Genomic DNA, 23,518 nt, shown 5'->3' with positions numbered 1-23,518 from the left:
CGCGCCATGTCCGCCGGGGAGGGAAAGCGGGTTGCCTTCTACGCGCCGATGAAGCCGCCGCATCACCCGGTGCCCTCCGGCGACCGCGAGATGGCGCGCGCCCTTGCCGGGATGCTCACCGCCAGCGGCGCGCAGGTGCTGCTGGCCTCGGAACTCAGGATCTACGACAAGGCGGGCGATGCGGCGCGGCAGGCCGGCTTGCGCGCCCAGGCCGCGGCGGAGGTGGCGCGGCTGACCGCGGAGCTGCCCGCCGCCGACCTCTGGATCACCTACCACAACTACTACAAGGCCCCCGACCTGATCGGCCCCGCCGTCGCCCGCGCCCGCGGCCTCCCTTACGTGCAGATCGAGTCGACCCGCGCGAAGAAGCGCCTAACCGGCCCCTGGGCCGGGTTCGCCGAGGCCGCGCATGACGCCGCGGATGCCGCCGCGGCGGTTTTCTATTTTACGGAACAGGACCGCTTCGCGCTGGAGCGCGACCGGTGCGGCGCGCAGGCCGTGGCGCATCTGCCGCCCTTCCTGCCGCTCGCTGCCTTGCCTGCGCCTTCAACCCTGAACGGCCCGATGCTGGCGGCAGGCATGATGCGGGCGGGGGACAAGCTGGCCTCCTACCGGCTGATCGCCGAAACGCTGGCGCGTATCCCGGGAGACTGGAAGCTGGAAATCGCAGGCGGCGGCCCCGCGCGCGCCGGAGTGGAGGCCCTGATGGCGCCCTTCGGGGACCGCGTGCGTTTCCTCGGCCAGCTTTCGCGCGAAGATCTCGCCGCTGCCTACAACCGCGCGAGCCTCTTTCTGTGGCCCGGCGTGAACGAGGCGTTCGGTATGGTCTACCTGGAGGCGCAGGCGCATGGGCTGCCGGTGGTGGCGCAGGACCGGCCCGGCGTGCGCGACGTGCTGCTGCCTGGCCGCTACCCCGCGCCCGAGGACGGCCCCGCAGCGCTGGCCGCAATGGCCTCGGCCCTGATCGCGAGCCCGGAGCTGCGCAGGGAACGCAGCACCGCCGCCCGCGCCTTCATCGCAAACACCCACCTCCTCCCCGCGGCCGCGCGCCGCTTCTGGCAGACTGTCACCCCGCTTCTGGAGACCTCCCGATGATCCGACTTGCCCTCCTGCGCCACGGCCATACCGCCTGGAACCGCGCGGGCCGCATCCAGGGCCGCAGCGACATCCCGCTGGACGGCGGCGCTCGGGCCGAGCTCGCAGGCTACGTCCTCCCCGCCCCCTGGGACAAAGCCGCGCTCTGGTCCAGCCCGCTCCTGCGCGCGGCGGAAACCGCGCGGCTGGTCGCAGGCCGCGCGCCGCACACAGCACCGGAGCTGACCGAGATGAATTGGGGCGAGTGGGAGGGCCTGCACGGCCGCGATCTGAAAGCCGAACCGCAAAGCGGCTTTCGCGATATCGAGGATTGGGGCTGGGACTACCGCCCGCCCGGCGGCGAGAGCCCGGCAGAGGTCTGGGCGCGCATCGAACCCTGGCTCGCGGGCCTTACGCAGGACACGGTCGCGGTCTGCCATATCGGCATCATGCGGATGATCCTGGCGCGTGCTTACGGCTGGGATTTCGCAGGCCCCGCGCCCTTTCGTATCAAGCGCAACCGTCTGTTCGTGGTGGAAATCGCGGACCGCAGCCTCACCCCCTGGGAGGAGCCGGTCCGGCTCCTGCGCAAGGAAGATGCGGCATGAAGGTGCTGATCGCCGTCACCCACCTCCTCGGCACCGGGCACCTGTCGCGGGCACTGACCTTCGGCCGCGCCTTTGCCGCCGAGGGCCATGCCGTGCGCGTCGCCTCCGGCGGCTTCCCGGCGCCGCAGCTCGACAGCACCGGCGTTGATCTGGTGCAGCTGCCGCCGCTGCGCTCGGATGGGGTGGCGTTCACGCGGCTCCTGGGCGAGAGCGGAGCACTGGCCGATGGGGCATACCTCGCCCGCCGCCGCACAGCACTTTGCGCGGCCCTTGAAGACATGCAGCCTGATGTGCTGATCACCGAGCTCTACCCCTTCGGCCGCCGCTCCCTCGCGCCGGAATTCCTGGCACTGCTGGAGGCCGCGGGCACCCTGCCGCGCCGGCTGGTGGTTCTGGCCTCGGTGCGCGACATCCTCGCCCCGCCCTCCAAGCCGCAAAAGGCCGAGGCCGCCGATGCGGTGATCGCCGCGCATTACGACGCGGTGCTGGTGCATTCCGACCCTGCCGCCACCCGGCTGGAGGCAAGCTGGCCGGTCTCTCCCCTGCTGGCGGAGAAGCTGCACTACACCGGCTATGTCGCGCCTGCGCCTGCCGCGCCGCACCCTGAAGGCGCGGGCAAGGGTGAGATCCTGGTGAGCGCCGGCGGCGGCGGTGTGGGCGATGCGCTGTTTGCCTGCGCGCAGCAGGCCGCCCGGCTGATGCCGGACCACCGCTGGCGGCTGCTGGTCGGCGGCAGCGATGCGGCGGCGAGGATCAAGGCGCTCAGCGAGCGCCCCTCCCCCGCCATCCTGGAGCCCGCGCGCCCCGATTTCCGCCAGATGCTGGAAGGTGCTGCCGCCTCGGTCAGCATGTGCGGCTACAACACCGCGCTCGACCTGTTGCAGTCGGGCACCCCTGCGGTGCTGGTGCCCTTCGATGCCGGCGGCGAAACCGAACAATCGCTGCGCGCGCAGAGCCTTGCTCCGCTGGACGGGATCGCCGTGGTGAAAGCGGCGGAACTCACCCCCCATCACCTATGCGCTGCGCTCAAGGCGGCCATGCAAGCCCCAGGGCGGCCTTCGGGCGGTTTCCAGTTTGACGGCGCTGCCCGGACGGTGGAGATTGCTGCGGGACTTCTGGGGGGATGTGCATGACACCAGACTGGAGCGAGCTGGATAAGGAGCTGGCGCAATGGCAGGCGGCAGGGAAGACCCTGCCCCTGTGGTGGCGCGACGATGACGCGATGGCGCAATCACCCGAGCTGGACCGGCTCGCCGCGCTGTCGCAGACGCTGGACCTGCCCGTGCATCTGGCGGTCATCCCGCAGGGGGCCACACCCGATCTCGCCCGGTTCACCGCCGAAACCCCCCAGCTGATCCCGGTGGTGCATGGCTGGGCGCATCAGAACCACGCCCCCGCGGGCGAGAAGAAGGCCGAGTTCGGCCCCCACCGCCCGCTGGACGTGCTGCTGGAGGAGGCAGAGCGCGGCCTGACCCGCTTGCAGGACCTGTTCGGCGCCAGCCTGCGGCCGATGTTCGTGCCGCCCTGGAACCGGCTCGATGCGCAGATGCTGCCCTGGCTTGCGGGCGCCGGCTTTACCGCGATCTCCACCTTCACGCCGCGCAGCGCTGCCAAGCCCGCGCCGGGGCTGCTCAGGGTGAACGCGCATCTCGACCCCATCGCCTGGCACGCCGGGCGCGGCCTGCTGCCGCCGGAAGACCTGATCCGCCAGGTCACCCGCCAGCTGCGCGACCGCCGCCTGGGCGAGGCCGACAATGGCGAGCCTTACGGGCTGCTCACCCACCACCTGGCGCAGGACGATGCGGTCTGGGAATTCACCGGGGCCCTGGCCGCGCGGCTGCTGGCCGGTCCGGGCGAGGCTTGGATCTATGACGAAAGGATGAGCGCATGAGCCGTCTCGAGTCCATGCTGCGGCGGCTCACCGCCCAGCGCGACGGGCTGAACTGGGCCGCAAGGGAAAGCGCCGCCATCGCGGGCGACGCGCTGGACATGGGGCTTGGCAACGGCCGCAGCTACGACCACCTGCGCGAAATCCTGCCGGACCGCCGCGTCTGGGTGATCGACCGGGTGCTGCAATGCCACCCCTCCTGCGTGCCGCCCGAGCAGGACTTTTTACAGGGCGAAGCGCGGCCGATGCTCGACCGCCTTGCCGCTTCCGGCCACCGGATCGCGCTCGCACATTACGACTTCGGTTTCGGCGTGAAGGAAAAGGACGTGGCCGAGGCCGCCGCGCTGTCGCCCGCAATCGCGAAAGTGATGGCGCCGGGCGGGATCATCGTTTCGGGCCAGCCGCTCGCGGGTTTCGAGGAAATCGCAGGCCCCGAGGGCATCCAGCCCGGCCGCTACATGTTCTACCGCGCGGGCTGAGCCCCGCCCCGCCCCGCCCGGCGCAGCCGGGCAGCGCACGCCCGCGCCCAGGCGGGCGGGCGCTTTCCCCGTTCGCTGCCTGGCAGACCGGTCTTGGCTGATCCCCGCCGGCGCCTCACGCCACCCGGGCGCCGCGGCTCCAGACCCCGCGCAGGGCGGGCACCCCGCCGCACAGACGGAAGCGGATCAGATCCGCACGCAAGCCCGGCGCGATGCGCCCGCGGTCGCCGAGCCCCGCTGCATCGGCCGGCGCCCGGGTCACGGTGGCAAGGCCCCGCGCGATGTCTCCCCATTGCTCGCCCAGCTTCACCGCCGCCATTAACAGCCCCGCAGGCACATAGTCCGACGAAAGGATGTCCAGAAGCTCCAGCCCTGCCAGCTCCGCCGCCGCCACGTTGCCGGAGTGCGAACCGCCGCGGATCAGGTTCGGCGCGCCCATCATTACCTTGATGCCCGCCGCCCGGCAGGCCCGCGCCGCCTCCACCGTGGTGGGAAACTCCGCGAGCCGGATGCCATACCCCGCCGAGACCGCAACCTGCTCCGCGGTGGTGTCGTCATGGCTCGCCAGCACCGCGCCGAACCGCGCCGCCGCTTCCACCGCAGCGGTCTCGTGCCGGTCGCCATTGGCCTCGCGCAACGCCTTCAGATGCGCGACATGCGCGGCAAATCCCGCATCATCAAAGCCGTGCTTGCCTTTCACATAGGCCTCCAGCTTGGAGAGGTCGCGGAACTGCCGCTGCCCCGGCGTGTGGTCCATCAGTGAGACCAGCCCAACCCGGTCCTCGGGACCGAATGCTTCCAGCTCCTCCACGAGCGTGTCCGAACAGACCTCGGCGCGCAGGTGCAGGTAATGCGAGATCTTCAGCGCGCCGGTCTGGCGCAGCGCCAGCAGCTCGCCCGCCAGCTCCCGCGCATAGGCGCCATAGCGGCTTTCCTTGCGCAGGATCGACCCCACCCGCATCGCATCGAACACCGTGGTGATGCCGGTGCCGGCCAGCTCCGCGTCATGCGCCAGCAGCGCGGCGCCATGCGGCCAGCCGACCCCGGGGCGCGGCTGGATGTGGCGCTCCAGATTGTCGGTATGCAGCTCCACCAGCCCGGGGCAGAGGAAATCGCCCTCGCAGTCCACCGCGCCCGCAGGCACCGCGGCGCCACTGTCCAGCGCGGCAATCCGGCCGCCGGCAATTTTCACGCTGCCGCGGCTCAGGCGCTCGGGCAGGACAAGCGTGGCATTGGCAAGGATCAACTCTTCTGTCATCTGGGCTACACATCTTTCGAGCTATGGAAGGCCACGCTTAGGAGGCCAGTGTGACATTCACGCGCTACGCGATCTATTACGTGCCGCCCCGGGCGGCGGAATGGTGCCGCTTCGCCTCCGCCTGGCTCGGCTGGGACCTGGAGGCGGGGGAGGTGCTGCCGCATCCCGAGGCCGCCGGGCTGGATGTGGTGGAGCTGAGCGCGACGCCGCGCAAGTACGGGCTGCACGCCACCATCAAGCCGCCGATGAAACTGGCAGCTGGCGAAAGCCTCGCCGCGCTGAATGACGCCTGCGCCGCGCTTGCCGCGCGCCAGGCGCCGGTAACGCTTGACGGTTTGCGGCTGGCGCGGATGGGCCGTTTTCTGGCGCTGCGCCCGGCAAGCAGCGAGGCCGCGCTGAAGGCGCTGGCGGCCGAATGGGTGAAAGGGCTCGACCGCTTCCGCGCCCCCGCCTCCGAGGCCGAGGTTGCACGCCGCCGCGCCGCCGGGCTCACCCCGGCGCAGCAGGAAAACCTCACCCGCTGGGGCTACCCTTACGTGCTGGACCAGTTCCGCTTCCACATCACGCTGACCGGCAAGCTGCCCAAGTCCGGGCTGCCCGCGGTGGAAGCGGCGCTGGAGGCGCAGCTCCTGCCGCTGGTTCCCGCGCCGCTGGTGATCCGCGATCTGGCGCTGGTCGGCGAAGCGCCGGACGGAAGGTTCCGCCTGATCCACCGCTACCCCCTCTCCAGCTGAAGCGCCGTGAGCGCTGCGGCCACCGCATCTTCCAGGCGGCCGCTGTTGTCGATCTCATGCACGCGGGAGAGGCCCGGCGGCAGCGGATTTGCAGCCCGCGCCAGGCGGTCTTCCAGCGCCGCCCCCGCCTCGCGGCCGCGTGCCGCCAGCCGCGCGGCCAGGACCTCGGGCGCGGCGCTGACCGAGAGCACGATGAGGTTGCCGAACCGCGCCTGCGCCTGCGGCAGCACCGCGCGCGACAGGTTCACCAGCACGCCCGCCGCGCCCTGCCGAAGGGTCTCGATCTCCAGCGGAACACCGTAGTGCAGCCCGTGCGCCTGCCAGTTGAGCGCAAAGGCGCCGGTCTCAACGAGGGCCGAGAACTCCGCCGCGCCCACCGCGCGGTAGTCCTCGCCGCCCGCTTCCGGCACCCGGGTGATCACCCGCCGCATCCGGCGCAGCCCCGGGCGCGCCCGGGACAGGGCCAGCATCAGGCTGTCCTTCCCCGCGCCGGAAGGGCCGGCAACGGCGATCACCGGGCTTTTCCGGAACGTCTCCCTGCCAGCACTCATGCTGCCACCCCCGGCGCAAAGTCCGACACATCGGTGAAACGGGTGCAGACCCGCTCCCGTGCCCCGGCGTCGTGGAAGATCCCGAGAATCGCGGCCCCGCGCCCCCGCGCTGCCTCGATCAGCTCCAGCACCGCGGCGCGGTTCCCGGCATCAAGGCTGGCGGTCGGCTCGTCCAGCAAGAGCGCCGGGAAGTCGTAGGCAAAGCCGCGTGCGATGTTCACCCGCTGCTGCTCGCCGCCCGAGAAGGTGGTCAGGCTCAGCCCCCAGAGCCGTTCGGGAATGTTCAGCCGCGCCAGCAGCCCCGCGGCCTTGTCCCTGGCCTTGGCGGCGGACACGCCGGTCGCCAGCAACGGCTCCGCCACCACTTCCAGCGCCGGCACCCGCGGCACCACGCGCAGGAACTGGCTGACATACCCCAGCGTGGTGCGGCGCAGCTCCAGGATCTCGCGCGGGGCGGCACGGGCGACATCGGTGCCGCCCACCAGAACCCGCCCCGAGGCTGCCAGATAGTTGCCGTAGATCACCCGCATCAGCGTGGACTTTCCTGCTCCGGAGGCGCCGGTAAGCCCCACGCATTCGCCGGGCGCCACCTTCAGCGACGCGCCCTCCAGCACCCGGATCACCGCGCCGCCCTGATTGTGCAGGGTGAAGCTCTTGGAGACATTTTCAAGGTCGATCATCTGGGCCGCTCCTCAGGCCTGCAGCACGCTGGAGACCAGCAGCTGGGTATAGGCGTGCTGGGGGTCGTCCAGCACCTGGTCGGTGAGGCCGGCTTCCACCACCCGGCCGTCCTTCATCACCATCAGCCGGCTTGCCAGCAGGCGCACCACGGCCAGGTCATGAGTCACGATGATGGCCGACAGCCCCATGCCGCGCACCAGCCCGCGCATGAGGTCCAGAAGCCGCGCCTGCACCGAGACATCGAGCCCGCCGGTCGGCTCGTCCATGAACACCAGCCGCGGGCCGCTGACCAGGTTACGGGCGATCTGAAGCCGCTGCTGCATGCCGCCGGAAAACTCCGATGGCCGGTCGCCGATGCGGGCCTCGTCGATCTCCACCCGCTCCAGCCAGTCCGCGGCCCGGGCGCGGATCTGGCCATAATGCCGCGCGCCCGCCGCCATCAGCCGCTCGCCGATGTTGCCGCCCGCGCTCACCTGCATGCGCAAGCCGTCGCGCGCGTGCTGGTGCACGAAGGCCCAGTCGGTGCGCCCCAGCATCCGCCGCGCGGGCTCGGGCATGGTGACGGTATCGGCCGGCCCTTCGGCGCTTGTGTCGAAGACAACCGCGCCCCGGTCCGGCGCCAGATGGCCCGCGAGGCAGTTTAAAAGCGTCGACTTGCCCGAGCCGCTTTCGCCGACAATCCCCATCACCTCGCCGGGGTAGAGCGCAAAGCTCACGTCCGCGCAGCCCACGCGGGCGCCATACATCCGCGTCAGGTTTCTGACGTCCAGCAAAGGTCTCATCGCGTGCCTCCCGCGCCCGGATTTTTGGCCGAATCCGGGTAAAAATTTTGCAAAATTTTTGTCCCGCCCTGCATCAGACGTCCTCCCCGGCCAGCAGGCCCCGGTGCCCCTCCGCACGGCGGCTGCGGCAATAGTCGGTGTCGGAGCAGACAAACATCCGCCCGCCCGCGTCATCCAGGATCACCTCGTCCAAGTAGCTGTCCTCTGCCGCGCAAAGCGCGCAAGCGTGCCCGGCCCGGGAGGGCTCGAACGGGTGGTCCTCGAAATCGAGGCTCACCACCCTGGTGTAGGGCGGCAGCGCGTAGATGCGCTGCTCGCGGCCCGCGCCGAACAGCTGGATCGCCGCGCTTTCCAGCTTGGGGTTGTCGAACTTGGGGATCGGCGAAGGGTCCATCACGTAGCGGTCCGCCGTCTTCACCGGGTAGGCATAGGCAGTGGCGATGGCGCCGTGGCGGCTGATATCCTCGTAGAGCTTCACATGCATCAGCCCGTATTCCTGCAGGGCGTGCATCTTGCGGGTCTCGGTCTCGCGCGGTTCGAGGAAGCGCAGCGGTTCCGGGATCGGCACCTGGTAGACCAGGATCTGATCCTCGCGCAGCGGCACTTCGGGGATGCGGTGGCGGGTCTGGATGACGCTGGCCTTCGCGGTTTCCTCAGTGGTGGCGATCCCCGCGGTCTTCTCGAAGAACTTGCGGATCGAGACCGCGTTGGTGGTGTCGTCGGCGCCCTGGTCGATCACCTTCAGCGTGTCTTCGGGCGTGAGCGCTGCAGCGGTGACCTGCACGCCGCCGGTCCCCCAGCCATAGGGCATCGGCATCTCGCGGCTGGCGAAAGGGACCTGGTAGCCCGGCACCGCCAGCCCCTTGAGGATCGCCCGGCGGATCATCCGCTTGGTTTGCTCGTCGAGGTAGGCGAAGTTGTAGTCAGACATGGGGCTTCCTTTCCCATGGAGAAAAACTGTAGAAGGTTCGCCCACAGACGAGCTGTGACTGCTTGGGCGGGCGCGAATGCGCCTGCCGGGGGGCAGGCAGGCGCAGCCCGGGCCGCAGGCGGCCCGGGCGGGAAACACAGGCAGATGCCCCGCCCCAAACTATTTGACTGGCGCGGCTCATTTCGCCGGCTCCCCGGCTTGCATGGTATCCGCCTGACCGGCCCCGGCCTCCCGCCGCAGCTTGCGCAGCAGCTCCAGCTCGGCCTGGAAATCGACGTAATGCGGCAGCTTGATATGCTCCAGAAAACCGGTTGCCTGGATGTTGTCGGCATGGCTCAGCACGAATTCCTCGTCCTGCGCGGCGGCGCCCGCGTTGTTCTCGCCCAGCTCCTTCCAGCGCAACGCCCGGTCGGTGAGCGCCATGGCGATGGCCTTGCGCTCGGACTGGCCGAAGACCAGCCCGTAGCCGCGGGTGAACTGCGGCGGTTGGGTCCTGGAGCCCTTGAACTGGTTCACCGTCTCGCATTCGGTGAGCTCCACTTCGCCGATCTCGATAGCAAAGCCCAGCTCGGGGATCTCCATCTCCACCGGCACCGTGCCGATGCGCAGCTCGCCGACAAAGGCATGGTTGCGCGCGTAGCCGCGCTGGGTCGAGTAAGCGATGCCCAGAAGGAAGCCCTCGTCGCCGCGCGCCAGCGCCTGCAGCCGCAGCGCCCGGTCCGCCGGGTATGCCATCGGGGCGCGGGTCAGATCTCCTGGCTCCGAATCCGAGACAGGCTCGCGCTCGATCACGTCCTCGGCCTGCAGGAAACTGGTGACATGCGGGGCAGTGCCCGCTGCCGCGCTCTCCGGGACTTCCGCCGTCGGGGCCTCCGGCACTGAGCCTTCAGCGGCCAGCTTGAAATCCAGAAGCCGGTGCGTGTAGTCGAAGGTCGGCCCAAGCACCTGCCCGCCCGGTGCGTCCTTGAAGATCGCCGAGATTCGCCGGCCGCAGACCATGTCCGCGGTCTCGACCGGTTCCGAGGACCCCAGCCGCGGCAGCGTGGTGCGGTAGGCGCGGATCAGGAACACCGCCTCGATCAGATCGCCGCGCGCCTGCTTGATCGCCAGCGCCGCGAGATCGGGGTCATAGAGGGAACCTTCAGCCATCACGCGGTTCACGGCGAGGCTCAGCTGTTCGCGGATCTGCGCCAGACTCAATTCGGCCACGCCCGGGTTGCCGCGGCGCTCCTCGGCCAGCCATGCATGGGCGTTTTCAATGGCGCGCTCGCCGCCTTTCACTGCAACATACATCGGCTAGTCCCCCGCCGTGATCTGCGTCGAGCGCGGCAGCGCCGCGAGCTCCGCGCCGCAGGTGAAAAAGAAATCCAGTCCCAGCGGGTAGCCGCACGCATTCCCCTGCAGCTCGGTGATGCCGGGCAGCGCCATGCGGGTGCTGTCCTTGATGCCGGGGCCGCGCAGCACCGCGTTTGGAGGGGCAAACCCTGCCGCCTCAACGATCAGCGTGGCGGAGCGGTCGGGATACTCCGGCGTGCCCGCGCGGTACTGCTGCAGCGGCAGGAGCGCCTGCCAGCTGCCGAGAGCAAATTCGGCCTCGCCCGCCTCCGCCACCGGTGCGCCGGTGTGGAAGGCCAACCAGGCGCGCAGTTCCGCACTGTCCGCGCCGGAAGCGAGAAAGACGCCGGTCTCCGGCCCGGTGAGTGTCAGGAGCAAGGCGGCGGCGGCTTGCGAGACACCGGCAGGCGCCTTCAGGGCGGCACCGATCTCCTGCACCTCACCCGGGCGGGCCATCGCTGTCATCGCCGCGCGGAAGGCAAAAGCGGCCTCCATTGGCGGATCAGCGAAACCGCCCGCGCAGGCCTCTGTCGAAACGGGCGCGCTCATGCGTCCTCTCCTCTTGCCATTGTGAAGAATTCCACCTTGGTTGCCGCTGCCTTGGCGGCACGGGCGGCCTTGCGTTCCTGCTGCGCTGCCGCAAGCGGGTCCAGCACCGCTTCACGCAAGGCAGGGGCCGCGCCGGTCTGCATCAGCGCGTCGATCTTGGCGGCAATCTCCGCCTTGGCGTGAGAGCGGCCCTGCACATAGCCATGGCCCGCGGTGCCGTCCTGCAGCCGCAGGGCGCAGCGGGTGACCGTCATCTCGCCCAGGTTGAAGGGCGCGCCGCTGCCGCCCATGCGGCCGCGCAGCATGATGCTGCCGGTCTCGGGGCGGCGCAGCCAATCCCAGGCGGGCGCGGCGCCATAAGCCTGCCACAGCGCCTGCAGCCGGGTCTCGCTGGCAGTGGCAAGCAGGCTCATCCAGGCCTTGCGTGCGGCGGCGGAAATTTCGTCACTCATGGTCAAAGCCCCTTGCCGGGTTGTCTACAATTACTATACAACTAGACAAATGTTAGCCGGCTTGCCCGTGCCGGAGCAAGCCTCCCAGCTGTGAAAGTTTGATGACATGGCCCGCACTCCGGTCTGGAAATCGATCGCCATTGCGCTGACAGGTGACATCGCTCAGGGGCGTTACGCCAGCGGCGGCAAGCTGCCGCCGGAGAGCCAGCTTGCGGCCCGCTTCGGGGTCAACCGCCACACCGTCCGCCGGGCGCTGGCGGCGATGGCGGAGGAAGGTCTCGTGCATGCGCGCCGCGGCGCCGGGGTGTTCGTGACTGCCGCACCGGCCGACTATCCGATCGGCAAGCGGGTGCGCTTCCATCAGAACCTCGCGCGCGCCGGGCGCACGCCGGCCAAGCATGTGCTGGCGCTGGAGCGCCGTGCCGCCGGGACGCGGGAGGCGGACGCGCTGGGGCTGGAGCCGGGCGCCGAGGTGGTGGTCTATGACGGGCTGTCGCTGGCCGACGGCCGCCCGCTCGCGCTGTTCCAGAGCGTCTTCCCTGCCGCCCGGCTCGGCGGCATGCTGGAAGCGCTGTCAGAGCAACCCTCGGTCACGACGGCCCTGAAGGCCTGCGGGGTGGAGGATTACACGCGGGTAGAGACCCGGATCACCGCCAAGCTCGCCACCGCGGCGCAGGCGCTGCATTTGCAGATCTCCGAGGGCAGCCCGATCCTGCGCACCACCGGGGTGAACGCCGATCTGGGCGGCCAGTTGGTGGAATTCGGCCGCACCTGGTTTGCAGGCGACCGGGTCGCGCTGACGGTGGGGCCGGAGGTGTAGCAGGCAGGCGGAGAAGCTGCGCTCCCGCCTGCTCAGCCGTATCGGAGATACCGCTTGCACAGTTGGGCCGGGCGCCGCGCTGGCGCGCGGCGGGGGCACGCCCGGCGGAGGCCGGGTGCCCGGATGCTGTAAGGGGGCAACGGCGTTCCGCGGATTGCGGGAAAGCGCTTGCCGCGCAATAGGCAGCTCAGCCGCGGCCACAGCGCCCCGCCGTGCGCGCGCACGGCGCCACGCCCGACCGTGGCAGGGCATCCTCGATGCCCCGAACGGGCGGGAGCCCCCCCCCTTTGCCGCAGAGCGCAGGGGGAGGAAAGGGCGCGCGCCGGTTTGCGGCGGGCGTTCAGCGCTTGGCGTTGAAAACGAAGAGCTGCTCGCCTTTGATCGTGTAGCCGTCGATCAGCGCCTGCGCCTTCTCAGAGACCAGCCAGCCCTCCAGCTTCAGCGCCGCATCGTGTTTCACATGGGCGTGTTTCTCCGGATTTACCGGCAGGTAGGCGTATTGGTTGAACAGCACCGGGTCACCCGCGAACAGCAGCGCGAGGCTCCCCTTGTTGCCGAAGTTGAGCCAGCTTGCCCGGTCCGACATGATATAGGCTTCCATCCCCGCTGCGGTGTTGAGCGCCGCACCCATGCCGGCGCCGACCGCGCGGTACCATCCGCCGAAGCTCTCCGGCTCCAGCCCTGCCGCCCGCCACAGGCTCAGCTCCTTCTTGTGGGTGCCGCTGTCGTCGCCGCGGCTCACAAAAGCCGCCTCCGCCGCGGCGATGCCGGCCAGCGCCGCCCCTGCATCCGCAGCCCCGGCAATCCCGGCCGGGTCCGGCGCCGGGCCGATCAGGACGAAATCATTATACATGATCTCGCGCCGGCGGCTGCCGTGGCCTGCAGCGAGGAACTTCTCCTCCGCCGCCCGCGAATGCACCAGGATGGCGTCGACGTCGCCCGCTTCACCCAGCCGGATCGCCTGGCCGGTGCCGACCACCAGCATCTGCACCTCCAGCCCGGTGTCGCGCGCGATCTCCGGCAGCAGCACGTCGGCGAGCCCGGAATTGTGGAAGGAAGTGGTCACCGCCAGTTTCATCTCGGCGGCCGCAGCTACCGTGCCGGCCATCAGCGCGGCGGCCAGCCCTGCCAGGAAAACTCTCATTCGACAATATCTCCGTTCAGAAAACCCCGGGCCTCGGATGTCTCAGGCCCGGCAAAAAACGCATCCGCCGGGGCGCGCTCGTGAATGCGTCCCCCCAGCACGAAAATCACTTCATCCGCCAGCCGCCGCGCCTGGCCCATATTGTGGGTAGACATGATCAGCCTCGTGCCGGAGGCGGCGGCGCGGGCGAGGATGGCCTCGATCTCGCGGGTGGCGCGGCCGTCCAGCGCGGCGCAGGGCTCGTCCAGGAACAGCACCTGAGGCTCGCGCACCAGCGCACGGGCCAGCGCCAGCTTCTGCCGCTCGCCGCCCGACAGGTTGGTGGCCTGGCGCCCAAGAATGCCCTCCAGACCGACCCGCCCGGCCCAGTCCTCGGCGCGGGCGCGGGCCTCCTTGCGGCCCATGCCGGTGAGCCGCAGCGGATAGGTGATGTTGTCCAGCACCGTGCGGCGCAGCATCACCGGGGTCTGGAACACGAAGGCCTGGTGCTTCTGCGCCTCCGCCACCGGGCAGGCCCAGCCGAGTCGGCCGCCGCCGAGCCGCACGATCCCGTGCAGCATCTTCAGCAGCGTGGTCTTGCCCGCGCCATTGGGGCCGATCACGATCGAGGTGCCCTGCCCGCCGAGCTCCAGATCTATAGGCCCGACCAGGATCTTGCTGCGGCGGCGCACCAGCGCGCCCCGGGCCACCAGCGGGAACATCTGCATCACCAGCGCCCCTCGCTTTCGGTCCGGCCGAGCCAGTGGATGGCAAGGTTCACGGCGATGGCCAGCGCGATCAGCACGAAGCCGAGCCCCAGCGCCATGGCGAAATCGCCCTTGCCGGTCTCCAGCGCAATTGCCGTGGTCAGCACCCTTGTCGCGTGGTCGATATTGCCGCCCACGACCATGATCGCGCCGACCTCGCCAATGGCGCGGCCGAAGCCCGCCAGCGCCGCGGTCAGGAGCGCCCGGCGGCCGTCCCACAGCAGCGCCTGTATGCGCTGGAACTGGGTCGCGTTCATCGAGATCAGGAGGTCGTGGTAATCGCTCCACAGTTCACGCAGCGACTGATGCGCAATCGACGCGATGAGCGGCACGATGATCACCACTTGCGCGGCGATCATCGCCGCCGGGGTGAACAGCAGGCCCAGCACACCCAGCGGGCCGGAGCGCGACAAGAGCACATAGACCACCAGCCCGACCACCACCGGCGGCAGCCCCATCAGCGCGTTCAAAACCGCGATGGTGGCGCGGCGCAGGCGGAACCGGCGCACCGCCAGCAGGGCCGCCAGCGGCAAGGCGATCACGCAGGCAATCGCCAGCGCGCTCAGCGTCACCCGGAGCGAGCGCAGGGTGATCTCCACCAGATCTGCATCAAGGCTCACCAGCAGCCAGGCGGCCCGGGTCAGCCCTGCCCAAAGATCCTCCATCGCGCCCCTGTCTCTCCCGCCCGCAGCTTCTGTCGCCGCCGGGTCTAACACGCCCTTGCGCCGGGCAAAATCGCGGGAGCAGACGCAGGGGCGATCAAAAACGGCACCGGTGCCGGAAATCCCCGCCTCAAGCCCCCGCCGAACACCTCCAGGACACCTCCGCACGGCCCCAGCCAGGCCAGGACGCCACTGGACAGCCCCGTACATCCCCGGAGCGGCGCCAAATCACCGCAGATGCCGCCGTTAGCGCCCCCGCGCGCTTGCGTGCGCGTGGCGAACGTGAAACAACCCGCGTCCAAAGTGCCACCCCGGACGCAACTTTGAGGAATTGCCATGTTCGACCTGCAATCCATGCGGGATCAACTCGCCGCTCACTACGATCTGGCGCCCAACCCGGCCCTCGCCGCTGAAATGGCCGATGTCTACGGACGCATGAACCGGGTGGTGACTCCCGCCGACTGGGCCGTGCATGCGCCTTACGTGGCCGCGATTCTGGAGCTGAAGAAGCAGCGCAACGCGGTGATCCTCGCACACAACTACATGACGCCCGAGATCTACCACGGCATTTCGGACGTGGTCGGCGACAGCCTGCAGCTGGCGATCGAGGCGACCCGGGTGGAGGCCGATGTGATCGTGCAATGCGGCGTGCATTTCATGGCCGAGACCTCCAAGATCCTGAGCCCGGAAAAGACCGTGCTGATCCCCGATATGGCGGCCGGCTGCTCGCTGGCCGAAAGCATCACCGCCGAAGGCGTCGAGGAAATGCGCCGCCGCTACCCGGGCGCGCCGGTGGTCACCTACGTGAACACCACCGCCGAGGTGAAGGCAGCGTCCGACATCTGCTGCACCTCCTCGAACGCGGCGCAGATCGTCGCGGCGCTTGATGCCGAAACCATCATCATGACCCCGGACCAGTATCTGGCGCAGAACATCGCCCAGCAGGTGCCGGAGAAGAACATCGTCTGGTGGGAGGGCTCCTGCATTGTGCACGAGCAGTACAGCGCCCAGGACCTCCGCGACTTCCGCGAGTGGAACCCCGGCACCCGGCTGATCGCGCATCCCGAATGCCCGCCCGATGTGGTGGCGGAGGCCGATTTTTCCGGCTCGACCAGCGGCATCCTGAAATACGTGACGGACGAAAAGCCGGAAAAGGCGCTGCTGATCACCGAATGCTCTATGGCGTCCAACATCGCCGATCAGCTGCCCGCGGTCGAATTCGTCGGCCCCTGCAACATGTGCCCCTACATGAAGATGATCACGCTGGAGAAGATCCTGTGGTCGCTGCACACCATGAGCGAGCCGGTCGAGGTTGATCCGGCGGTGGCCGAAAAAGCCCGCGTCGCGGTCGAGCGGATGATCGGCCTCAGCCGCAAGCTGGGTCTCTGACACCGTGATCGAGACCGGCCGTATCGTCATCGCCGGCGCCGGGCTGGGCGCGCTTTATGCCGCGCTCGAACTGGCGCCGCGGCCGGTGCTGGTGATCTCCCCGGAAGCTTTGGGCGAAGGCGCCAGCTCGGCTTGGGCGCAGGGTGGCGTGGCGGCGGCGATGGCGGCGGGCGACAGCCCCACCGCACATGCGCTCGACACCGAAGTGGCGGGTGCCGGCACCGTCGATCCGGAGGTGGCCGCGATGGTCACGCGGGTGGCGCGCCGCCATGTCCTTGACCTCACCGGGCTTGGCACGCCGTTCGACCGCGACGCGGCGGGCAACTACGTTCTGAACCGCGAAGCCGCACATTCGGCTGCCCGCGTGGTGCGGGTGAAGGGTGACCAGGCGGGCCAGCGCATCATGCAGACGCTGGTGGCCGCGGTGCGTGCAGCGCCCTCGGTGCAGGTGCTGGAGCACACCCAGGCGGTGCGGCTGGAGACCGAGGGCGGCAGCGTATCCGGGCTTTGGGTCGCCCGCGCGGGCGGCGAGCCCTCCGCCCCGGTGCTGATCCGCACGCCGGGGGTGCTGCTTGCGGGCGGCGGCTCCGGCGGGATCTATGCCCATACCACCAACCCGCCCCGCATCCGCGGCCAGGTGATCGGCCTTGCCGCCCGCGCGGGCGCGGTGATTGCCGATCCCGAGTTCGTGCAGTTCCACCCCACCGCCTTCGACATCGGCGAGGACCCGGCCCCGCTCGCGACAGAAGCCCTGCGCGGCGAGGGCGCGGTGCTGGTGAATGCGGCGGGCGAACGCTTCATGGAAGCACTGCACCCCGATGCGGAGCTCGCCCCGCGCGACATCGTCGCCCGCGCGATCTTTGCTGAGGCTCAAGCGGGGCGCCGCCCGATGCTGGACACCCGCGCGGCCCTCGGCGCCGAGGTACTGGCCCGCTTTCCCACTGTAGCCGAAACCTGCGCGCGGGCGGGCATCGACCCGGTGCGCCAGCCGATCCCGGTTGCCGTCGCCGCGCATTACCACATGGGCGGCGTCATGGCGGACATGCAGGGGCGCGCCAGCCTCGGCCGTCTGTGGGTCTGCGGCGAAGCGTCCTCGACCGGGCTGCACGGCGCCAACCGGCTGGCCTCCAACGGGCTTTTGGAAGCGCTGGTCTACGCCCGCAACGCCGCGGAGGACATCGCATCCCTCCCCGAAGCCGGGAACATGAGCGAAGTCCGCCCCGATTTCCCCGCGGGCGGGCAGGCGCTCGATCCGTCCGCGCTTGCAGCCCTCCGCGAAACCATGACCGCCCATGCGGGCGTCCGCCGAACAGGCCGCGGCCTGCGCCAGGCGCTCGCCGCCATCGCCCGGCTGGAGGCCGAACAGGCGGAGGACGAGAACTTTGCCAACATCTGCGCCACCGCCACCCTGATCGCCGCCGCCGCGCTGCGGCGGGAGGAAAGCCGCGGCGGCCATTTCCGCGACGATTTCCCCGCCGCCGACCCGGCCTGGGCGCGGCGCACCTGCATCACCCTGGAGGACGCCCTGGCCCTGCGCGCCCAGGTGCAAGAGGACCTGACATGAGCACCAACTTCGCCACCCTGCCCGACCTGATCCTGGAACCGATGGTGCGCGCCGCGCTGATGGAAGACCTGGGCCAGAACGGCGATATCACCACCCGCGCGGTAATCCCTGCCTCGGCTGCCTATTCGGCCCGGCTGAACGCACGCGAGGATGGCATGGTCTCCGGCATGCAGATCGCCCGCATTGCCTTTCACCTGGTGGACACGGGGCTGAAGATCGACACCCTGCTGCCCGACGGCGCGCCCTGCAAGGCCGGCGATGCGCTGATGACCATCGAAGGGTCCGCCGCCTCTATCCTGTCGGCGGAGCGGGTAGCGCTGAATTTCGCGGGCCGCCTCTCCGGCATTGCCACGCTCACCGCCGCCTTCACGGCCGAGACCCGCGGCACGGACACGCGCATCACCTGCACCCGCAAGACCACGCCGGGCCTGCGCATCGCCGAGAAACAGGCGGTGCTGCACGGCGGCGGCTTCAACCACCGTTTCGGCCTGTCGGACGCGATCCTGATCAAGGACAACCACATCGCCGCCGCCGGCGGTATCCGCGCCGTGCTGGAGGCCGCCAAGGCCAGCGTCAGCCACATGATGAAGGTGGAAATCGAGGTCGACACGCTGGACCAGCTGGGCGAGGTGCTGGAAACCGGCGGCGCCGATGCGGTGCTGCTGGATAACATGGACACCGCCACCCTGGCCCGCGCGGTGGAAATGGCCCGCGGCCAGCTGGTGACCGAGGCCTCCGGCAACATGCGTCTGGAGCGCATCGCCGAGGTAGCCGCGACCGGGGTCGACTACATCTCGGCCGGCGCTCTCACCCACTCGGCGCGCACGCTGGACCTCGGCCTCGATTTCTGAGGCCGGTCTGCGCCTCAAACGCCGGCGCGCGGATCACTCCCCCGCGCGCCGCTTGCGGGCCGTCTCCAGTTTCTCCTCGCGCAAGGGCTCCGGCGGCAGCAGCAGCACCGTGGCGCCCCCGGTCTCGCGGATGGCATAGCCGCGGCCCGCGTGGCCCGCGCGCAGATCCGCCGGCAGGGCGGCGCAAGGCGCAGGGTCCTCCTCGCACATGATGATCTCACGCCCGGTCAGATGGCCGAGCCGGAATGCCACCGCCTGCGCCTTCTGCAGGTCGGACTCCAGCGCCTCTGGCAGCGCCAGATAGGTGCCGGTCACGTAGACCGCGCCAGAGCCGTCCGAAAGCTCCGCCGCCATCGCCCGGCTCACCCGCTGCCATTCGGTGAAGGAATGGTGCAGCATCCCGGTGAAGATCGCATAAGCCGCCATCACGGTGAACAACAGGTTGCGCCCCAGCCGGTCGCGCCCGCGCGCCTTGAGCTGCAGGGTGAAAAGGCCAAGGAAAACCGCAAGGTAGATCCACAAGAACCCGCCCGAACGCACCGGCATGTCGATCCCGGTGCGGATCACCTGCACAAAGATCAGCGCCAGCCCCAGCCCGGCCCCCGCCAGCATGTAAAGCGCGCGCCAGCGGTCCTGCCGCATGACGGCGGCGATGGCGGCGGCAAACAGCGCCCCCTGCAGCAGCAGCACGAACAGGTTGTTGTAGGAACCCTTCATCGCCAGACTGGTGAGGAAATGCCCGGCCAGCCGCGCATTCTCCAGCGCCGAGGCAAAGTCATGCGCCGGGCTGGGATGGCGCCAATTGGCCATCGGAACGCCAAAAACCCCGTGTTCGGCATAGTTCAGCGTGTAGATCGCGAGCATCCCCAGGGCAAAGCTGGCAATGAACAGCACCAGCAGCCCGGCGAGGTCACGGGCCGAACGGGCCACCCCCGCGCGCGTCAGGCTCAGCGCCAGGATCAGGAAAGGATAGGTGGTATAGGCCATCAGCGCCGCCGGTACAAAAACCAGCATCAGCCAGCGGCTCGCCCGCTCGCCCGCCCGGGTGGTGAGCCAGGCATAAAGCGCCAGGATCGCAAGCCCCGGAATCAGCGTGTTGAACCACAGCGAGATAAGCACCCAAGGGAGGCCCAGACCGGCGATCAGCGCCGCCATTGCCCGCCGCCACCACTCCGCCCCGGGGCCGAAGGCGTTGTGCACCAGGCAGCCGAGGTAGATGGCCCAGAGCCCCTGATAGGCCAGGAAGTTGAGCCAGGCCGGCGTCACCACCCCGCGCAGGTGCCAGAGGTAGTTTACCCAGCGCCCCTCGGTCAGGGTCTTGGAGTAGAACAGCGCAGGATCGGCCCAGAGCGCCGGGTAGTCGTCATGCCGCACCAGCGGGTCGAAGACCTGGAACAGCGCCGTCAGCAGCAGCCCGGCCAGAACCGCCAGCACCAGCGCGGGCAGCTGTGCGGAGCGGTGCCGCGCCGCGCCCGCGGCGGCTTGGGTATCCGCCAGCGTCATGTGACAGCCCGCTGCAGGCGGCGGGCGCGCCGCACCAGCGCCGCGGCGCGGGCCTGGGCGATGCGGGTCACCATCGGCTGAGGCATCAGCGATACCAGCCCGCGGCGCAGCCGCCAGGCAAGGCTGCCCGCCAGAGGCACGGCCTGCCCTTGCGGGATTTCCGTCTCCAGCACTGACTCCGACAGCCCCGCCCGGCCCGCCGCATTGACGTAGAGCACGCTGTTGAAGCGGTACCACGGCTCCACCTCGGCGTGCTCGCGCAGGCGCGGGCGGATGCAGTCAAAGGCGGTATAGCCGCGCGCTGCAAACAGCTCCTGCCAGAAGCTCAAGGGCTGCTCGTTAATGTGGAACTCGCCGCCCTGCCCCGGCACCGCGGCAGAAAACAGCACCCGGTCCGAATGCGCCGCGAGGCTCTCCACCAGCTGCGCCGCAGCGGCCTTGGGCAGGTGCTCGCCCACCTCCAGGCTCTGCACCAGGTCGAAGCGGCGGCCAAGTGCGAAGGGCTGGGTCAGGTCAGCGGCATGGAAACACTCCGCCGGGATCGCCAGCCGCGTGCGGTCGACATAGTCGCCGTCCACTCCGGCCACCTCCAGCACCCCGGCGCGGCGCCACTCGCTCAGCCAGACGCCGCGGCCGCTGCCGAGGTCGAGCACGCTGCGCGCCTGCAGATGCGGCTGCAGCACCGAGATGAGCGCCTCCGCCGAGCTGCGCGCACCGCGGTCGATGTAGTCGTAGAACTCGTTCGAATAGACGTGGGACATTGGGACTCCGATAGTTGCGTCAGCCGGGCGCGGCATAAACCCAGAGGCGGAAGATGACGTAGTTCTGCACCGGCAAGAGCACCGCAGCCATGGCGGCGGCGAGCCAGGGCGCCAGCCCCAGCGCCGGGCCGAGCAGGCCGGTGATCAGGGCGGAGACGGCAAATCCGGCCGCAATGGTGCAGGCAAAGCGGGCGGCCTGGCCGGGCTCCGCCAGGGGGCGGCGGAAGGTCCAGCGGGTCTGCAGCACGTATTGCACCGCCACAGCCAGGCCAAAACCCGCGGCATTGGCGCCCGCCTGCGGCAGCCCGGCAGCCAGGAGCCCGCTGTAAGCCAGCACATAGAGCACCGCGACACTGCCGCCCGTGACGCAGAAGCGCCCCAGCTGGCCCCAGTCCCGCTGCCCGCCCGCGTCAGCGGCACTCATGAGGCCTCCCTTTGCAGCGGCGCCTCCCGCGGCGGCGCGGGCGGCGCGGCTTGGCGGGCGGTGTCTTCGGCCAGGAAATACATCGGCCGCTGCTTGCTCTCCATGTAGAGCCTGCCGACGTATTCCCCGAGGATGCCCAGCGTCAGCAGCTGGATGCCCGAGAAGAAGGAGATCGCCAGCAGCATCGAGGCCCAGCCCGGCGCGGTCTGGTAGAGCGCCAGCGACAGAAACACGTAGACCGCCATCAGGAAGGTCACATAGAGGCTGAGAAAGGCCAGCCGCGTCGCCATCTTCAGCGGCTTGGTGGAAAACCCGGTGAGCGCATCCGCGGCAAAGCGCAGCATCGCCTTGAACGGATACTTGGTGACGCCCGCAACCCGCGCATCGCGGACGTATTCCAGCCCGATCTGGCGGAAGCCGGCCCAGGCGAACATGCCGCGGATGAAGCGGGCGCGCTCCGGCATCGCCAGCACCGCGTCCAGGGCGCGGCGGCTGACCAGGCGGAAGTCGCCGGTGTCCCTGGGAATGTCGACATCCGACAGCGTGTTGAGAAAGCGGTAGAACAGGAAGGCGGTGGCCTTCTTGAAGATGGTTTCGCCCTGGCGTTCGGCGCGGCGGCCGTAGACCACGTCATAGCCGCGGTCCATCATCATCATCATATCAGGAAGGATTTCGGGCGGGTCCTGCAGGTCGGCGTCCAGCATGAAGACGCGGCCGCCCCGCGCCGCCGCCAACCCGGCGGTCAGCGCCACCTGGTGGCCGCGGTTGGCCGAAAGCCGCAGCCCGCGCACCACCGGATGCGCCGCATGGGCGGTCTCGATCGCCGCCCAGGTTTGGTCGCTGGAGCCGTCATCGACCAGGATGACCTCGGCCTCATGCGCCCACGGATTGATCGCCTGCACAAGCCGCTCCACCAGCAGGGGGAGGGACTCTTCTTCGTTGTAGCAGGGCACGACAACGGAAAGATGCACTTTCACGCCCCCACGTCTGTTAGTTAACCGCTTGTTAACCCGGACCATTGCCAAACGGGGCCGTCCGGGGCAACGCCAGCCCGCTGAGTGGCCAGTTTGCGGGCCATTGGTTAAGGGCCTGTGTGCTTTGCGCCACGCAGTATGTCAAAAGCGAGGCAAATTGCCCGCGCTTGCCGCGCGGCTGCCATCGGGCCGCCGCGATTGGAGCCGCCGGGCAGTCCCTACTCCGCCAGCTTCGGCGCGCTGCGCTCCAGCGCCAGTTCCGCGTCCGAGAACCTCCACGGCCCCCGCACCCCCGGCACGCCTTCCGGCGCGATTTGCATCCCGCGGTGGCGGATCTGGGGGTCTTCAAACGCCTGACCCACGGTATTGATCGGCCCGGCGGGCACGGTGGCCGCCTCCAGCGCCGCCAGCAGTTCCGCCTGCCCCCAGCCTGCCAGCACGCCCTCCAGGATCGCGGTCAGCGCCGCCCGATTCGCGACCCGCTGCTGGTTGGTGAGGAAGCGCGCATCCGCCTTCACGCCGGAAAGCCCCAGCACATCGCAAAGCCGCTGGAACTGGCCGTCATTGCCGACCGCGAGGATCACATGTCCGTCCCTCACTTCCATCACCTGATAGGGCGCGATATTGGGATGCGCATTGCCCAGCCGCTCCGGGCTTTCGCCGGTGGCCAGGTAGTTCATCGCCTGATTGGCCAGCAGCGCGGTGGCGCAGTCCAAAAGTGACATATCCAGATGCTGGCCGCGCCCGGTACGGTGGCGCTGCTCCACCGCCGCAAGGATGCCGATGGTGCCGTAGAGCCCGGTCACGATGTCGGTGATCGCCACGCCTACCTTTTGCGGCTGCCCCCCCGGTTCGCCGGTGACGGACATCAGCCCCGACATGCCCTGCAGCAGGAAGTCATAACCCGCGCGGCTGGCATAAGGCCCGTCCTGCCCGAACCCCGTGACCGAGCAGTAGATGAGCCGCGGGTTGACCGCCCTGAGGCTGGCGTAGTCGAGCCCGTATTTCTTCAGCCCGCCCACCTTGAAGTTCTCGACCAGGATGTCGGCATCGCGCACCAGCTCCAGCACCGTCCGGCGGCCCTCTTCGGTGCGGAAATCGGCGGTCACGCAGGTCTTGCCGCGGTTGGCAGCGTAGAAATACGCGGCTGAGCGGTCGCCCTCGCGCTCGATGAAGGGCGGCCCCCAGCGGCGGGTGTCGTCGCCCTCGGGGCTTTCGACCTTTACCACCTCGGCGCCGAGGTCGGCCAGCGACTGCCCGATCCAGGGCCCGGCAAGAATGCGGGCCAGTTCAACAACTTTGAGGCCGGAAAGCGGGGTCATGGGCACCTCTCCCTGTCGCACCAATTCGCCAGATGC

At 69.6% G+C, this 23,518-nt stretch carries 26 protein-coding genes; 10 read left to right on the top strand and 16 right to left on the bottom strand.

Annotated features, from left to right (window positions below; all coding sequences use genetic code 11):
- Positions 1–6: 6 nt before the first annotated feature.
- Genes ACOHX0_RS01370 through ACOHX0_RS01350 form a run of 5 tightly spaced genes read left to right on the top strand, consistent with a single transcriptional unit; the run spans position 7 to position 4,049 of the window.
- A complete protein-coding gene (locus ACOHX0_RS01370) occupies positions 7–1,095 on the top strand; it encodes a glycosyltransferase family 4 protein (RefSeq protein ID WP_420674826.1) in 1,089 nt (362 codons plus the stop codon).
- Positions 1,092–1,682 (top strand): histidine phosphatase family protein, encoded by a 591-nt coding sequence (locus ACOHX0_RS01365; protein WP_420674825.1) that lies wholly within the window; start codon positions 1,092–1,094, stop codon positions 1,680–1,682. Before ACOHX0_RS01370 ends, ACOHX0_RS01365 begins: the two co-directional genes overlap by 4 nt.
- Positions 1,679–2,815, top strand: a complete 1,137-nt coding sequence (locus ACOHX0_RS01360; protein ID WP_420674824.1) for a glycosyltransferase family protein — start codon at positions 1,679–1,681, stop codon at positions 2,813–2,815. Before ACOHX0_RS01365 ends, ACOHX0_RS01360 begins: the two co-directional genes overlap by 4 nt.
- The gene (locus ACOHX0_RS01355) at positions 2,812–3,573 is read left to right on the top strand and encodes a polysaccharide deacetylase family protein (protein WP_420674823.1); all 762 of its coding nucleotides are present in this window, start codon (positions 2,812–2,814) and stop codon (positions 3,571–3,573) included. Before ACOHX0_RS01360 ends, ACOHX0_RS01355 begins: the two co-directional genes overlap by 4 nt.
- Positions 3,570–4,049, top strand: coding sequence for a class I SAM-dependent methyltransferase (locus ACOHX0_RS01350; protein WP_420674822.1), 480 nt, complete (start codon positions 3,570–3,572; stop codon positions 4,047–4,049). Before ACOHX0_RS01355 ends, ACOHX0_RS01350 begins: the two co-directional genes overlap by 4 nt.
- Positions 4,050–4,164: 115 nt before the next feature.
- Here the strand turns inward: ACOHX0_RS01350 and ACOHX0_RS01345 are convergent, their stop codons facing one another.
- Positions 4,165–5,307, bottom strand: a complete 1,143-nt coding sequence (locus tag ACOHX0_RS01345; protein WP_420674821.1) for an alpha-D-ribose 1-methylphosphonate 5-triphosphate diphosphatase — start codon at positions 5,305–5,307, stop codon at positions 4,165–4,167.
- A gap of 50 nt (positions 5,308–5,357) precedes the next feature.
- On the opposite strand from ACOHX0_RS01345, the gene ACOHX0_RS01340 reads away from it, so the two are divergent.
- Positions 5,358–6,041 (top strand): DUF1045 domain-containing protein, encoded by a 684-nt coding sequence (locus tag ACOHX0_RS01340; RefSeq protein WP_420674820.1) that lies wholly within the window; start codon positions 5,358–5,360, stop codon positions 6,039–6,041.
- Here ACOHX0_RS01340 and ACOHX0_RS01335 read toward each other — a convergent pair.
- The 7 genes from ACOHX0_RS01335 to phnG form a co-directional block, all read right to left on the bottom strand.
- The gene (locus ACOHX0_RS01335) at positions 6,023–6,511 is read right to left on the bottom strand and encodes a phosphonate metabolism protein/1,5-bisphosphokinase (PRPP-forming) PhnN (protein ID WP_420674819.1); all 489 of its coding nucleotides are present in this window, start codon (positions 6,509–6,511) and stop codon (positions 6,023–6,025) included. The two genes, ACOHX0_RS01340 and ACOHX0_RS01335, sit on opposite strands and share 19 nt — an antisense overlap.
- A 77-nt stretch (positions 6,512–6,588) precedes the next feature.
- On the bottom strand, positions 6,589–7,272 hold the full coding sequence (phnL, locus tag ACOHX0_RS01330; RefSeq protein ID WP_420674818.1) for a phosphonate C-P lyase system protein PhnL: 684 nt from the start codon (positions 7,270–7,272) through the stop codon (positions 6,589–6,591).
- Between the two features lie 12 nt (positions 7,273–7,284).
- A complete protein-coding gene (phnK, locus tag ACOHX0_RS01325) occupies positions 7,285–8,055 on the bottom strand; it encodes a phosphonate C-P lyase system protein PhnK (protein ID WP_420674817.1) in 771 nt (256 codons plus the stop codon).
- Between the two features lie 73 nt (positions 8,056–8,128).
- Positions 8,129–8,986 (bottom strand): alpha-D-ribose 1-methylphosphonate 5-phosphate C-P-lyase PhnJ, encoded by an 858-nt coding sequence (locus tag ACOHX0_RS01320; protein ID WP_420674816.1) that lies wholly within the window; start codon positions 8,984–8,986, stop codon positions 8,129–8,131.
- A gap of 177 nt (positions 8,987–9,163) precedes the next feature.
- Positions 9,164–10,279, bottom strand: a complete 1,116-nt coding sequence (locus ACOHX0_RS01315) for a carbon-phosphorus lyase complex subunit (RefSeq protein ID WP_420674815.1) — start codon at positions 10,277–10,279, stop codon at positions 9,164–9,166.
- Positions 10,280–10,282: 3 nt separating this feature from the next.
- Positions 10,283–10,870 carry a phosphonate C-P lyase system protein PhnH gene (phnH, locus tag ACOHX0_RS01310; RefSeq protein ID WP_420674814.1) on the bottom strand — a complete coding sequence of 196 codons (588 nt, stop codon included), beginning with the start codon at positions 10,868–10,870 and terminating at the stop codon, positions 10,283–10,285.
- Positions 10,867–11,322, bottom strand: coding sequence for a phosphonate C-P lyase system protein PhnG (phnG, locus tag ACOHX0_RS01305; protein ID WP_420674813.1), 456 nt, complete (start codon positions 11,320–11,322; stop codon positions 10,867–10,869). The genes phnH and phnG overlap by 4 nt, the downstream gene beginning before the upstream one ends.
- Positions 11,323–11,428: 106 nt before the next feature.
- Here phnG and phnF point away from each other — a divergent pair, with 106 nt between their 5' ends.
- On the top strand, positions 11,429–12,142 hold the full coding sequence (gene phnF, locus ACOHX0_RS01300; RefSeq protein ID WP_420674812.1) for a phosphonate metabolism transcriptional regulator PhnF: 714 nt from the start codon (positions 11,429–11,431) through the stop codon (positions 12,140–12,142).
- A gap of 340 nt (positions 12,143–12,482) precedes the next feature.
- On the opposite strand, the gene ACOHX0_RS01295 is transcribed toward phnF, so the two are convergent.
- The 3 genes from ACOHX0_RS01295 to ACOHX0_RS01285 are packed head-to-tail and all read right to left on the bottom strand — an operon-like array spanning position 12,483 to position 14,697.
- On the bottom strand, positions 12,483–13,286 hold the full coding sequence (locus ACOHX0_RS01295) for an ABC transporter substrate-binding protein (RefSeq protein ID WP_420674811.1): 804 nt from the start codon (positions 13,284–13,286) through the stop codon (positions 12,483–12,485).
- Positions 13,283–13,993: an ATP-binding cassette domain-containing protein gene (locus ACOHX0_RS01290; RefSeq protein ID WP_420674810.1), complete on the bottom strand. Its 711-nt coding sequence runs from the start codon at positions 13,991–13,993 to the stop codon at positions 13,283–13,285. Before ACOHX0_RS01290 ends, ACOHX0_RS01295 begins: the two co-directional genes overlap by 4 nt.
- Entirely contained in the window at positions 13,993–14,697 is a 705-nt protein-coding gene (locus ACOHX0_RS01285; protein WP_420674809.1) for an ABC transporter permease, read from the bottom strand. Before ACOHX0_RS01285 ends, ACOHX0_RS01290 begins: the two co-directional genes overlap by 1 nt.
- Before the next feature lie 333 nt (positions 14,698–15,030).
- On the opposite strand from ACOHX0_RS01285, the gene nadA reads away from it, so the two are divergent.
- The 3 genes from nadA to nadC are packed head-to-tail and all read left to right on the top strand — an operon-like array spanning position 15,031 to position 18,498.
- The gene (gene nadA, locus ACOHX0_RS01280; protein ID WP_420674808.1) at positions 15,031–16,083 is read left to right on the top strand and encodes a quinolinate synthase NadA; all 1,053 of its coding nucleotides are present in this window, start codon (positions 15,031–15,033) and stop codon (positions 16,081–16,083) included.
- A 4-nt stretch (positions 16,084–16,087) separates the two neighbouring features.
- On the top strand, positions 16,088–17,647 hold the full coding sequence (locus ACOHX0_RS01275) for an L-aspartate oxidase (RefSeq protein ID WP_420674807.1): 1,560 nt from the start codon (positions 16,088–16,090) through the stop codon (positions 17,645–17,647).
- The gene (nadC, locus tag ACOHX0_RS01270) at positions 17,644–18,498 is read left to right on the top strand and encodes a carboxylating nicotinate-nucleotide diphosphorylase (RefSeq protein WP_420674806.1); all 855 of its coding nucleotides are present in this window, start codon (positions 17,644–17,646) and stop codon (positions 18,496–18,498) included. The genes ACOHX0_RS01275 and nadC overlap by 4 nt, the downstream gene beginning before the upstream one ends.
- Before the next feature lie 33 nt (positions 18,499–18,531).
- Here the strand turns inward: nadC and ACOHX0_RS01265 are convergent, their stop codons facing one another.
- The 5 genes from ACOHX0_RS01265 to ACOHX0_RS01245 all read right to left on the bottom strand — a co-directional run bounded on the left by ACOHX0_RS01265 (position 18,532) and on the right by ACOHX0_RS01245 (position 23,482).
- Positions 18,532–20,001, bottom strand: a complete 1,470-nt coding sequence (locus ACOHX0_RS01265) for a hypothetical protein (RefSeq protein WP_420674805.1) — start codon at positions 19,999–20,001, stop codon at positions 18,532–18,534.
- On the bottom strand, positions 19,998–20,762 hold the full coding sequence (locus ACOHX0_RS01260) for a class I SAM-dependent methyltransferase (protein ID WP_420674804.1): 765 nt from the start codon (positions 20,760–20,762) through the stop codon (positions 19,998–20,000). Before ACOHX0_RS01260 ends, ACOHX0_RS01265 begins: the two co-directional genes overlap by 4 nt.
- Positions 20,763–20,781: 19 nt before the next feature.
- Complete coding sequence (locus ACOHX0_RS01255) at positions 20,782–21,186, bottom strand: GtrA family protein (RefSeq protein WP_420674803.1); 405 nt, start codon at positions 21,184–21,186, stop codon at positions 20,782–20,784.
- Entirely contained in the window at positions 21,183–22,157 is a 975-nt protein-coding gene (locus tag ACOHX0_RS01250; RefSeq protein ID WP_420674904.1) for a glycosyltransferase family 2 protein, read from the bottom strand. Before ACOHX0_RS01250 ends, ACOHX0_RS01255 begins: the two co-directional genes overlap by 4 nt.
- A gap of 221 nt (positions 22,158–22,378) precedes the next feature.
- A complete protein-coding gene (locus ACOHX0_RS01245) occupies positions 22,379–23,482 on the bottom strand; it encodes a CaiB/BaiF CoA transferase family protein (RefSeq protein ID WP_420674802.1) in 1,104 nt (367 codons plus the stop codon).
- Positions 23,483–23,518 lie beyond the last annotated feature (36 nt).

The organism is Cribrihabitans pelagius (assembly GCF_048820915.1).
GTDB lineage: Bacteria > Pseudomonadota > Alphaproteobacteria > Rhodobacterales > Rhodobacteraceae > Cribrihabitans_A > Cribrihabitans_A pelagius.
Note: the sequence above shows the minus strand (reverse complement) of the source record. Positions and strands in the feature narration are given on the sequence as shown.